Here is an 11,960-nt window from a genome sequence, read left to right on the forward strand (position 1 = left end):
GTTCAAAATAGCCAGCTATCTGAAAAAAACTCAGATAGCTGGCCATTCGTCATGCGTACCGATAAGGTGCGCTTATTTTTGTATTTCGGGCTTACCTTATGACCAAGGGTATGTGTCTTAGGGTAATTATTAAGCGATAGAATTTGAATTTTTTGTTAAAAATATTTTTGGGATTTACTTAAAAAATTCCATTATTTCATCATATTTGCTACTATTTCATAACTTTCAAGCATACAATGAAATAAATGACGAGTAATTGAAATTATGGAGCAATATGATTGTAATGGCTGTTTCCTAATAAAATGGATTGTGTCTCAGCGTCGATGACAAAATATTTATGATAGGTCTCCTGTTCAGTTTGTTTAAAGGATGCTAAAAAATATACTTGTCGATTGGGATGAATAAAAATATGTTGAGTGAGGTCTATTTGTTCACCTATAAAATTAGTTTTTACATGAAATGTTTCTTCAACCTTTGGAATGTCTTTAAAGGCTATTTTTTGACGAATGTTCAAGCTAGCATCAGAATATTCCTCATATAGTGCTGGATTAATTTTTTGATAAAACTCGTCCTCATTTTGAAATGACTGATATTGATTATTTGGATACTTATAGGAAGTAGCTGCAATAGGTGTACAGAGTGTGGGTGCAGAGTTTTCTACTAGATGTTGAGGCTGCTGTAGTAAAAAGCTTGAAACAAACATCAATGACATGAATAATACCTGCATCATTTGTCCTCCTTTTATAAATTATATTTCCCAATTACTTGTTATGTATACGTATCATGACAATAACATCAGGATTTGGATTGAAATTTATAAAGGGAACCTAATACAGGTTAATAGCTTGGGTATTTATTATAATGCTGGTTAGGAAACTTGCGCCTGTTTTGAATATCTATTTAATAATACATCCAATTCTTGACTACAATCTACCACAATAGGATGGGTGAAACCTAGATCCTTTGCCTTTCTATACATAGTTCTTCTCTTCATTTCGATTTTCACCTTCAAGAATTGTTTAAGCGATAATTGTACCAAGATACTTTCCTCCTAATTTTTTCTCCATTTTCTTGTCATAAAATCCATATGACCTCGATTCAACTTTCTCATTGTATACCACATAAAATAAAAAACATGTCATATTGTGTTTAGTATGCTAAATTCGTAATTTAGTCATAGAAGATCACCTTAATTCTCAGTGAGGGATAAAAAACTAAAATTTTGAATTAAATCTTTTCGCCTATTTTAATTTACTTTAATTGTAATATGTTTAAAATTTAAGACCCTGAATCCAAAGAGGTCAAGGTTTGGTTCATATGGCTTTTTAGAAAATATTTAGATCTCGATTAACTGAATTTGCATCTTTTTTACTAGTGAGTTTACTAGCTGCAATATTTGCACTTTTCTTTCACTTTTCTCAAATTTCGTATCTTGTCGTAATTTATCAAATAAACCTCTTTGTTGTTTTTTGCTGAGGATATTTTCAATTATTTGAAAAAATGTTAGGGATTTTTAAAAAATAAAGTAAAATAATGAAGACATTGATGTTGAAAGTAAAAAAGCTAAGGTGAACGAATTAATAGAGGCTATTAAAAGGTGTCTTCAAGGAAGATCAATAAATTGGATTAGGTCATAATTACATTATGCATGATTAATCGGAAAGATCTTAAAGGAAAGAATGCGCTCTCAAGCTATACTTTTTTGAATCAAAATATGTAAACGCCCACTCTATCAGATGTGGGCGTTTCATGTTGTTGAAATACTATTATGTCAAAGAAATCAAGGTGACAAATTAAAAAGTATAGCCCTTTTTCAAAACGAGGGGTTGATCTCCGTTCCGACTGAGTGCTTTCCTGGGGGCGTCCGATGAGCCGCTTCACTCGCGTTGCTCGCTCCAGGGTCTCATCTGTGACGCTGAATCCCCGAGGAGTCACTCAGTCTACACTCCAATCAACCTTTGCTCATAGTATTTTTTCTGGCAATTCACACAAATATATAGTGATAAATTTGAAGTCTTAGCCATCATTATATTGTGCAAAAATGGAGCTTTGATAACATTTTTCTATGCGAAAACAGAGGAGTACTTTATGTAAAGTGAAAAAGTAGTTTTACGCATAAAATGTAGGTTAATAGCTGTAGAATTGTACCAATATTCTATCCATTTAATGATGGTGAGTAACATGCTTTTACTTTACTTTTCTTTTGAGGGAAGAAAATATTTAAAGTTCTACACTATTGCTGATTGGAGTGCAAGGCTACTCGACTCCCGCTCGCCCACAGGAAGCCTTGCTCTGCGCGAAAGCGAAGCGTCAGCAGCAAAGCGAGTAGCCTGGAACGGAAATCACCTTCATTTTAACTAAATATTCACAAAAAATCCCTTGACTATTTAATTTTTCAACACTATGAAACGCCCACTCTATCAGATGTGGGCGTTTATTATTTATCTTAATGTGTCCATTCTTCTCGTAATAGACCAAATAATAATAGATCATAAAACTTACCGAATCGGAAAATCTCATTTCTTAAAATACCTTCTTTTGAAAAGCCGCATTTTTCATAGGATCGAATAGCTGCTGTATTAAAGCTGAAAACCTGCAGTTTAATTTTATTGATAGCAATGTAATTAAAAATAAAATCGATAAGGGTTTTCATAGCATCTGTTCCAAGTCCTTTGCCTTGCCATTGCTCACCAATCGAAATGCCTACAAAGCAAGTACTATTTTGCCAATTAATTGAAAATACAGCACATGTACCAATAAGTTCATTTGTAGATTTTTCAAATATACCGAAGAAAAAATCTTCCTTCTTTGCACTAATACTTTGGAAGAATGATGAGTGATCCTCGAAGGTTTTTGGAAAGGGGATTTCGTCATTAGCTAATAATAACGACTTCTTTTCACTTTCAATCTTGACAAACGTCTCTAAGTCAGACGAGGTCATTTGCTGTAAAGTAATTGTTTGACCTGTAAGAAAGTTTTTCATGTAATGATCCATTTGTGTGTTCTCCCTTATTCAAGGGCTGCAGCTAATATGACATCCCTTGTTTGATCTGTTGAATAACCAAAACGTCTACTGCACTTGCCGCACTCATTGGCACAACTCCTTTTAATTGAATACTTTTATAGTAGCATTTTTAAGGATTAGTAGAAATAAATATTTAAAATAAGAAGGACTTCAATTAGTTTCGTTTCTTCTGAACATTTAATCTTGTATTTTATCAAACAGCCCACATATCAATAGTTCAAATTTCTGATAGTGTTTGCTGATAGAGTATTTTACAATGGTTTAAAAGAAAATTCCAAATTATAATGATTAGCTCAATGGAGTTATGAAACATAACGAAAAAAGAGGAGTATTACAATGAGTATTCAGCTAAAACAATGTACACTAGAAGACTTAGATGATCTTCAAAAAATCAGTAAAGACACTTATATGGATACCTATTATGATAAGCAATTTAGACATATGATTAGTCTGGAAACGATTAACACTCATTTAGAGCGAGCATTTAATAAAAATCAGCTAAAAAGTGAGCTTTTCAATGTATCCTCTAGATTTTACTTTATCTATTTCAATGATGAATTGGCGGGCTATATAAAAATAAATGTGGACGATGCTCAATCAGATTCACTTGGGGATCAGGCACTTGAAATAGAACGTATCTATGTAGGACAATCCTTTCAAGGACGTGGACTTGGAAAAGTACTATTAAATACAGCGTTAGAACTTGCACAGCAGCTAGATAAGAAGGTTGTCTGGCTAGGGGTTTGGGAGAAAAATTTATCAGCTATCCAATTTTATGAAAATACAGGGTTTTCTCGATTTAGTACCCATGATTTTCAATTTGGAAATGACGTACATACCGATTTTATTATGCGTAAATTAATGGATTAACTTACAATAACAATTAGAAAGAGGAGAATTCAATGTGTTTATTTACAACTTATTTTAATGGCTTGATGGCAAACTTACCTGAAGAGGAGCAAATCCAGCTGCAACAAGCAAAAGGAGCAACTGATTCTCAAATTCAAACATTATTAGATATATTTCCAGAATGTCCAAAATCTTTGATTAAACTACTGCAAGATATTAATGGAACCTATTATTGTAAGCATGGAGAAACAACGATTAGTGTACTAGTATTAGGCTCAGATCTAGGTGATTATCCATATTATTTAAAGTCTATTGAGCAAATGATAAAAGATGCCCAAGTAGTGAATAGTGAAAGTATTTATGAACGTTATCGAGATTTTTTAGAGCATGTTGAAGTGGATGGTAGAATTCAGATGCATATACCATTAAATAAGCATTTATGCTTTGCGGATTGTATGAACAATGGCGGTACATCTAGCCTATATATAGATTTTCATCCCAATGATGGTGGACAGATAGGGCAGGTCGTTCGATATGTTCATGACCCAGATAGCTATGAGGTTATTGCACCATCCTTTGATGACTATTTACAACAGCTAATAGATGGAGAGTATGAATTTACAGCAATCTATGAGGAGGAATAGGAGGGAGGGCATTTATGAGATTAAAATTTTATGAAACGTGTGATGACCCGTTAATAGAGAGATATGCAATAACAACAGAGCAGTTAAGTTTTACAAAGTCTCCAAAAGAAAGTATTGAACTGGCGAAATTGGACAGAAATCGTCATGCCATATTGGTGCTTGCAGAAGATAAGCTAGTTTCTTTCTTTGTATTACATGAAAAAGATGGGGTAATACCATATTCAACAAATGAAGCTGCCTTGTTAATTCGCTCCTTTTCTACTGATTATCATGAGCAAGGGAAAGGCTATGCAAAAGCAGCATTACAGCTCTTACCAGAATTTGTTCAGACGCATTTTCCTCATATTAATGAGCTCGTGTTAGGAGTTAATGTCCCAAACAAATCCGCACAGGCACTTTATACTAAATGTGGCTTTGTTGATGAGGGAAGGCAAGTAACCGGATTTAATGATGAGCTTATTGTAATGAGTTATTATATCAAGTAGTGTTAGGAGATTCTGATGACATTGGTAATGAACGCAGGGATAGAGCAGTTGGATGAAATATGTGCGATAGATAAAGAAGTACTAGGTGATTTTTCAAGAAGCAAACAAATAAGTATAGCCATTCAAGAAAAACGCTGTATCATCCAACAAAATGAACAAGGGATTGCGGGCTTTCTGATATTTACAAATAATTTTTTTGAACATGGCTTTATCGACTTAGTGATAGTAAAGCCATCTGAACGGAGAAGGGGAGTTGCTGCCTCTTTAATAGAGACTTATGTAGAATTAGCTATCACGCCAAAGATTTTTTCCTCTACTAATCAATCAAATACGGCTATGCATCAAGTATTTGACAAGACAGGATTTATAAAAAGTGGGTTTATTGAGAATTTGGACGAGGATGATCCAGAAATTATTTATGTGAAACTAAGTAAATAAAGTATGAGAGGTCTCGAAGATGAATAATTACTTCGAGACCTCAAGGTTTTTTTGATTATTTTTTCGCTCTAATTACTAAAAAGGAAGGACGACGAATTTCTTTTTCTAGAGAGGGAAGTTTCTCTATTGCCTCCAAATTAGGAAGCGGTTCTACCATTTTTTCGATAGTGAGGCCATGTGCAATTAATGAATTGATAATCGTAGAGATACATCGATGATATTTAACTACACCATCCACAAACCATGTCTGTTCACGTAAGCCCTCATCCTGGTAATTGTCAATTGCATAATGATTTCTATGACCGTTATCATCATACATCCAATTATCCTCGAATGTTTTCCTAGCTGTTGCAATTGGATGTTCTATGGAAAATATAAAGATGCCATTTGAACGAAGTATGCTTGCAATTTTACTGATCACAGCATCAAAATTTTCAATGTAATGCAAGGAGAGGGAGCTTGTAATACAATCAAAGCTTTCTGGAGCTATATGATAATTCTCTATTGCATGCAAACAATAATCGATATTTGGATGTGCATATTCACGACGTACAATCGCCAGCATATTTCTGGAGACATCGATGGCAGTAACATGTTTTGCATCGTTTTCTATACAATAATACGCAAATTCGCCCATTCCACAGCCGATATCAAGCATCTGTAAATTCTGTAAATTTGGCAGTAAGGATTTTATCGCGGGCTGCTCCAGCAAATTATTATAATTATAAGATCTTTGACGTAAAGCTTGATACTGACAGAAAAATTCAGGATTGTCATAAATATTTTGTTTCATGTAAAACCTCCACTTGTTTTACATAACGTTATGTAGCATTTGCGCATAATCATTGTCTCACAGCTATGAAAATAGAAATAGACTTTTTATTCTATTTTTAGTAGGATGTAGATAGAGGCATGTCAACTTTAATATTTTAAATGACCATCTATTTACATAGTGTTGAAAAACTAAATGGTCAAGGGACTCTTTGTGAACACTACTAAGTCAAATGAAGGTGATTTCCGTTCCAGGCTACTCGCTTTCCAGTGGGCGAGCGACGAGCCGCTTCCTGCGCTGACGCTCCGTGCAGGGTCTCGTCTGTCTCGCTATCCCACGGGAGTCGAGTAGCCTTGCACTCCAATCAGCAATAGTGTAGAACTTTAAATATTTTCTTCCTTCAAAAGTAAAGTAAAAGTATGTTACTCACCATCATTAAATGGATATAATGGCACAATTCTATAGTTGTTGCCCTACACTTTATGTATAGAATCATTTTGTTGCTTTACATAAAGCCACTTATTGCTATTTCTCTAAACTTTGACCTTTTACGCCATAAGTTTGTAACAAATTGCAAAAATTAAAATATTTAATGGCATATGTTGGCACTTCTTTTTATGTTCGACGTTCTTTTTAGTGGAAGCAATATTACCGTTTCCTAAAAAAAGACGTTGGGGGATTTTTAAAGTGAGTACAGAAGCATTGTTAAATCTAAGTAGTAATTCATTGTTCATCGCTTTTATTTTATTGCTAGTCGCCATTTTACCGATTGGGCTGGCTGTAAAAGCGAAAAGAAAATTGTTTGGCATAGTAGGGATATTACTAACCTACAGTGCCTTTACTTTACAATTAGTATATTTCATTTTAAGGTGGATAGCTGTTGATCATGCACCGGTAAGTAATATGTATGAGTTTATGACATTTTTTGGAATTATGCTTACAGGAAGCTATTTAATTATTCATTTCCTCTATAAACAAATCGTAGTGGGCTTGTTTACTATTCCTGTATCCTTAATTATTCTTGGGTATGGAAGCGTTTTTACAAAGGAGGTTTCACCACTAGTACCATCTCTACAAAGTCATTGGCTAACAATCCATGTAATGACCGTGGCTTTTTCAAGTGCTATCTTATCGATTTCGTTTGCAACAGGCATTATCTATTTATTAAGAACATTAGACGTTACAAAGAAATCAATCAGTACCTTTGCTTTGGAATTTGTCATGTATTGTCTAATTGTCGTAATTGGCTTTATTGGTGTGTCTACGTACTTTAATCTCACAACAGATGATGTGAAGGTACATTTTGAAAATTCGCAAGGAAAAGAAGAAACAGAAGTTTATACAATGAAGCCTCTTATTGTCAATGATGCTGCTCAAACCACTGATGGAGAACAAATAGGTGTTTTACAGATTACTAACAAGGTAGATGCAAAGAAATTAAACTCAATTGTGTGGGCATTTCTAATTGGAACGATATTATATGCGGTACTGATGCTGATTACAAGAAGACCATTAATTGTTTTATTAAAGCCATTAACAAATCGAGTACAACCGGCTTTAATGGATGAAATTACATATCGGGCTGTGGTCATAGGTTTTCCGTTGTTTGCTCTAGGAGGACTATTATTTGCCATGATTTGGGCACAAATTGCTTGGAGTAGATATTGGGGCTGGGACCCTAAAGAAGTATGGGCACTCATAACATTTTTATTTTATGCAGCTTTCCTTCATTTTCGACTATCAAAGGGGTGGGAGGGTGAAAAAACAGCTTGGTTAGCGATTATTGGCTTTGGCATTATCATCTTTAATCAAGTATTTGTAAATTTAGTGATTGCTGGTTTACATTCGTATGCATAAGGAGCTAAGAAATGAGTTATTTTCTTAAGCTGAATCTAGTGAGTATACTATATGGACAGATGTTCTTTATTTCGATGGAATTAAATTTGAATTATTATCGAATGCTAAGACTTACTGGCTGGGAGGGGCAGCAGATTGATATTTTTTTATTACTGGTGCACTCAATCAGTTGGATAGTAGCGAGTATTGTTATGTATAAATTAACAGCTAAATGGATTGCCCGTCGCCGATTAGTTTATGTAACAACCATACTTTGGCTGCCTTATACAATCATCTTTACTTTTCTATTTGCAAGTATTTTTCCAATCACCAATCAAGGTGATTCACCAGCACCTGTGCAAGGATTAACCCTTTTTGCAATGATCTTTTTATTTCCGTTCTATATTGCTATTTTGAATTTTCTGTGTCGTTTTTTAAACGTTGATCATGCACAGGAGTAATAACTAGAAAAAGAGACATCCAAATAAAGGATGTCTCTTGAATTTTGCACTATAAATGCTAAGGCTAACATTAAATCTTTACAACATTAGTTGCTTGTGGTCCACGGTTACCTTCTTCTACGCCGAATTCCACTTTTTGGCCTTCTTCTAAAGTTTTAAAGCCATCTGATTGAATAGCAGAAAAATGTACAAATACATCATTTCCACCTTCAACTGCGATAAAGCCAAAACCTTTTTCTGCGTTAAACCATTTTACTGTACCTTGTGTCATGAGTGAACACCCTCCCAAAAAAATTCAACAATCATATTCCTTCTATCACTTGCAAAGAATCACATATTCAAAAGCTCGTATTACCTTTTGAATACGTGATTTTAATGACATAAAAGAAGTAATGTAATTATTATTTTTAATTATATAACAGTTTTATACATTTATCCAGTATATTCCGTTTTTAGAAAGGGAAAATTTACTTTTTGTTCTATTTAAAATTTTACGAAGTTGATTCTCGTTTAATCAATCCATGCTTTCTCTTTCGCTACAATTACTGCCTCAGCTCTCGATTCTACATTGAGCTTAACAAATAACTTAGATAAATAGTTTTCTACAGTTCTCTGTGTTACGCCAATGGCAGATGCAATGGCTTTATTCGTACAGCCTTGTGCAACCAGCTGTAAAATTTCTTGTTCTTTGTCACTGAGTAAAACTTCCTGCTGCCTATTTGGCATATTTGTGCGCTGCTGAACGAAATCTAAAAAATCTGCTGACAGTAGGATTTCACCTCTTAATGCAGCTAGAATGGTTTGAATCACTTGTTCTTTGGTGGCTAGCTTTGAGAGTAGTCCGTCAATTTTTTTTTCCACTAGTAATTCGTAATAATCGGATAGCTCGTATCCTGTATACAGTAAGATAATGCCTTCAGGGTGTTTTTTCTTAATCATCTCAGAAAGTTGAATGCCATTAGTTGGTTTCATATTTATATCGATTAAAAATAATTGGAAAGCTTGAGCATCCATTCTAGATAATACTGCCTCACAATTCTGCTCTGTTTCGATATTAACATCTGTTAAATCCTGTAATAGCGTTTTGGTACCATCTAAAACTACAGGATGGTCATCTACAATAAGAATATTAATCATACGAATCTCCGTCCTCTTGTATTTGTATAAATATATGCATTCCTTCATTATGGCTGGATGCTATGTTGATCTCACCATTAAATGCGCGTACACGCTCACGAATTCCGTTTATACCCATTGAAGCTGAGGATTGCATTAAATCTTCAATATTACAGCCAATGCCATTATCATCGTATTGTAGGATAAAACCATGTGGAATAGCTTGTAACTTTAATGATACTTCAGTTGCCTCAGCATGCTTTATTGCATTATTTAACAATTCTTGTACTAGGCGATAAACGACTAAATGTAAGGTGACATCCTGAAATTGGACACGTTCTATATGAGCATTTAACAGAAAATCTGCCCGTATTTTGACCTTTTGTATTAATTTTTTTAAAGCCATTTGTAATCCAAATGTGTCAAGTAAAGGAGGGCTTAGATTTTCGCAATATTCTCGTAAATCTTTTGTGGCATTCAGCAATTGCTCTCGAATATCTAATACCTTTTCTTTTTTTATAATCGGTGATCCAGCAAGCACGTCTAGCTCTCTCGCTAAATGAAGCTGTTCCTGTAAAATGGTGTCATGTAATTCTTGCGCTAAAATACTTTTTTCTTTTTCGATAATATTCCACAATAATTTATCAAGCCAAGGTAGCTGCGTATCATTGGAATCCTTCATATGTTGGATTTCTTGCACTAAATCTTCGATGAGCTTTAAATTATCTATAAACATAGAGACATAAAGTGATAATAACTCTAACCAAAGAAGTTCTTCTTTCTGTAGGGAGTGTCTTATCTTTAAAACAACTTTTTCTTCACCTGTATCGTGTAGCAGCAGTTGAATCGTGCCCATTTTTTCAATAATCTCACCGCGAACGAATGGTACAATTTCTGTTACAGTTGTAATCGTAAAGGCTGTGGTGCCGAGTTTTTCGGTAATTTCATATTTGAATAGTTGTAATAATTCTTGTTGATTTATTGCTTTTCCCATTCTGTTAACCGCTGCATATAAATTATGTACATAATTGCCAGTGGATGAAAAAATAATTTTTCGATACTTAAAATCAAGCTGCTCTTTTATATAGAAACTCGCTATGATAACGATAAAAATAAGAATAAAGATACTCGTCATTTTAAAAAGCGAAATTTCCCTTAAAAATACGAAAAATATACTTGAAGTCAGTATTACAGCACTAAAAAAAGCAAGGGTAGAATAATAACGAAATCGAGATAATTGGTATTCAATATCGAATAGCCGCTCATTCACTTGAATGAAGATAAAGGAAAATGGAATAAATAATAAAAACAGAGCGGCTAACTCCGCATGTAAAATGGGTTTGTGATCTAAAATTTCAGGTATAACAAAAAAAAGTAAAAATGGTAAAAACGGTGTGATGAAGGCCATAGCAATTAGACGGATTTTTGCCAATTTTGTGCGTAAATAACTTGTAAGTAATATATAGATAGCATAAAGGACAAGTACTGTAAATAAGCCTAAAATAAAAGAGGCAGTTAATCCTCTCAAACCTTGATCAAAGAATACAATGACATAACTACATAGAACTGCAAATGGAATAACATAAAGCCATTTCGTATTAAGATATCGCCATTCTATATGTAAGTAGCGGAAATATAGTTGCAAAAAGTGAATAAAAAGCACCAAGCATAAAATGATGCCTATTCCTATAACTAACATACCGAGAAGATTCTCTCTAGAGGAAGCGCCTGAACTAATATAGGCTAGAGAGCAGGTTAATAGAAATAGTATTAGTAGCCTTGTTTGTTGATTGTCTTTATTTTTTCTCCACAAATATAGTGCAATCCCAAAAGATAACACGAAATAAAATATTGGAAAAATAATTTGCAAAAATAATTCCTCAGGTATATCCTGATGCTGGACTGTTATGGAATGAACAACGCCACTAGGCTTGATAATCGTTAACTCTCTGCCACTTTTTGCGACTGAGTGTAATTGAATGGACCTATTATCTTGTGCAGGTTCTCCATCGATTGTCAGTAAAATATCACCTGTTTCAAGATTTTGCTGCTGTGCCCAATCAGGATAATAGAGATTTTCTATAACTAATTGCCCGCTAGATGCGTCCACCAAAATGCCGATAAAAGGAACCTTTATTGTTACTGCGAGTACATAAATTCCTAGTACTAAATATGCGATGAAAATACTATATATCCATTTATTCATCTTTTTCTCTCATTTATTTTCATCGAATAAACCCCGTTTCATTAAATAGTATGCTATACATTATCCATAATTAATGGCAATTATGGAATACCGAAATCAGGTCTTTCGGAAAACCACTATTGCTTTTT

Annotated in this window: 14 protein-coding genes; 7 read left to right on the top strand and 7 right to left on the bottom strand. The window is 34.0% G+C overall.

What is annotated here, in order from left to right:
- Positions 1-262: 262 nt before the first annotated feature.
- The gene (locus ACQKIM_RS17285) at positions 263-727 is read right to left on the bottom strand and encodes a hypothetical protein (protein WP_427546111.1); all 465 of its coding nucleotides are present in this window, start codon (positions 725-727) and stop codon (positions 263-265) included.
- 141 nt (positions 728-868) lie between these two features.
- A complete protein-coding gene (locus tag ACQKIM_RS17290) occupies positions 869-1,039 on the bottom strand; it encodes a Spo0E family sporulation regulatory protein-aspartic acid phosphatase (protein WP_427546113.1) in 171 nt (56 codons plus the stop codon).
- A gap of 828 nt (positions 1,040-1,867) precedes the next feature.
- Between ACQKIM_RS17290 and ACQKIM_RS17295 the strand changes: the two genes are divergently transcribed.
- Positions 1,868-2,020: a hypothetical protein gene (locus ACQKIM_RS17295; protein ID WP_427546115.1), complete on the top strand. Its 153-nt coding sequence runs from the start codon at positions 1,868-1,870 to the stop codon at positions 2,018-2,020.
- Positions 2,021-2,446: 426 nt separating this feature from the next.
- Here ACQKIM_RS17295 and ACQKIM_RS17300 read toward each other — a convergent pair whose 3' ends face one another.
- Positions 2,447-2,995: a GNAT family N-acetyltransferase gene (locus ACQKIM_RS17300; protein WP_427546117.1), complete on the bottom strand. Its 549-nt coding sequence runs from the start codon at positions 2,993-2,995 to the stop codon at positions 2,447-2,449.
- Between the two features lie 366 nt (positions 2,996-3,361).
- Here ACQKIM_RS17300 and ACQKIM_RS17305 point away from each other — a divergent pair, with 366 nt between their 5' ends.
- Genes ACQKIM_RS17305 through ACQKIM_RS17320 form a run of 4 tightly spaced genes read left to right on the top strand, consistent with a single transcriptional unit; the run spans position 3,362 to position 5,441 of the window.
- The gene (locus ACQKIM_RS17305; RefSeq protein WP_427546119.1) at positions 3,362-3,895 is read left to right on the top strand and encodes a GNAT family N-acetyltransferase; all 534 of its coding nucleotides are present in this window, start codon (positions 3,362-3,364) and stop codon (positions 3,893-3,895) included.
- Positions 3,896-3,927: 32 nt separating this feature from the next.
- On the top strand, positions 3,928-4,518 hold the full coding sequence (locus tag ACQKIM_RS17310; protein ID WP_427546121.1) for an SMI1/KNR4 family protein: 591 nt from the start codon (positions 3,928-3,930) through the stop codon (positions 4,516-4,518).
- A 14-nt stretch (positions 4,519-4,532) separates the two neighbouring features.
- Complete coding sequence (locus ACQKIM_RS17315; protein ID WP_427546123.1) at positions 4,533-5,003, top strand: GNAT family N-acetyltransferase; 471 nt, start codon at positions 4,533-4,535, stop codon at positions 5,001-5,003.
- A gap of 15 nt (positions 5,004-5,018) precedes the next feature.
- The gene (locus ACQKIM_RS17320; RefSeq protein ID WP_427546125.1) at positions 5,019-5,441 is read left to right on the top strand and encodes a GNAT family N-acetyltransferase; all 423 of its coding nucleotides are present in this window, start codon (positions 5,019-5,021) and stop codon (positions 5,439-5,441) included.
- 55 nt (positions 5,442-5,496) lie between these two features.
- Here ACQKIM_RS17320 and ACQKIM_RS17325 read toward each other — a convergent pair whose 3' ends face one another.
- The gene (locus tag ACQKIM_RS17325) at positions 5,497-6,234 is read right to left on the bottom strand and encodes a class I SAM-dependent methyltransferase (RefSeq protein ID WP_427546127.1); all 738 of its coding nucleotides are present in this window, start codon (positions 6,232-6,234) and stop codon (positions 5,497-5,499) included.
- 666 nt (positions 6,235-6,900) lie between these two features.
- Between ACQKIM_RS17325 and ccsB the strand changes: the two genes are divergently transcribed.
- Both ccsB and ACQKIM_RS17335 read left to right on the top strand, forming a co-directional pair.
- The gene (gene ccsB, locus ACQKIM_RS17330; RefSeq protein ID WP_427546129.1) at positions 6,901-8,070 is read left to right on the top strand and encodes a c-type cytochrome biogenesis protein CcsB; all 1,170 of its coding nucleotides are present in this window, start codon (positions 6,901-6,903) and stop codon (positions 8,068-8,070) included.
- Positions 8,071-8,081: 11 nt separating this feature from the next.
- Positions 8,082-8,510 (top strand): hypothetical protein, encoded by a 429-nt coding sequence (locus ACQKIM_RS17335; RefSeq protein ID WP_427546130.1) that lies wholly within the window; start codon positions 8,082-8,084, stop codon positions 8,508-8,510.
- Between the two features lie 70 nt (positions 8,511-8,580).
- Here the strand turns inward: ACQKIM_RS17335 and ACQKIM_RS17340 are convergent, their stop codons facing one another.
- The 3 genes from ACQKIM_RS17340 to ACQKIM_RS17350 form a co-directional block, all read right to left on the bottom strand.
- Positions 8,581-8,781: a cold-shock protein gene (locus ACQKIM_RS17340; RefSeq protein ID WP_054771532.1), complete on the bottom strand. Its 201-nt coding sequence runs from the start codon at positions 8,779-8,781 to the stop codon at positions 8,581-8,583.
- A 239-nt stretch (positions 8,782-9,020) separates the two neighbouring features.
- The gene (locus tag ACQKIM_RS17345) at positions 9,021-9,647 is read right to left on the bottom strand and encodes a response regulator (RefSeq protein ID WP_427546132.1); all 627 of its coding nucleotides are present in this window, start codon (positions 9,645-9,647) and stop codon (positions 9,021-9,023) included.
- Positions 9,640-11,832 (bottom strand): ATP-binding protein, encoded by a 2,193-nt coding sequence (locus tag ACQKIM_RS17350; RefSeq protein WP_427546134.1) that lies wholly within the window; start codon positions 11,830-11,832, stop codon positions 9,640-9,642. Before ACQKIM_RS17350 ends, ACQKIM_RS17345 begins: the two co-directional genes overlap by 8 nt.
- Positions 11,833-11,960 lie beyond the last annotated feature (128 nt).

This window comes from Lysinibacillus sp. NPDC047702, from assembly GCF_050272555.1.
In the GTDB taxonomy this organism is placed as follows: domain Bacteria; phylum Bacillota; class Bacilli; order Bacillales_A; family Planococcaceae; genus Lysinibacillus.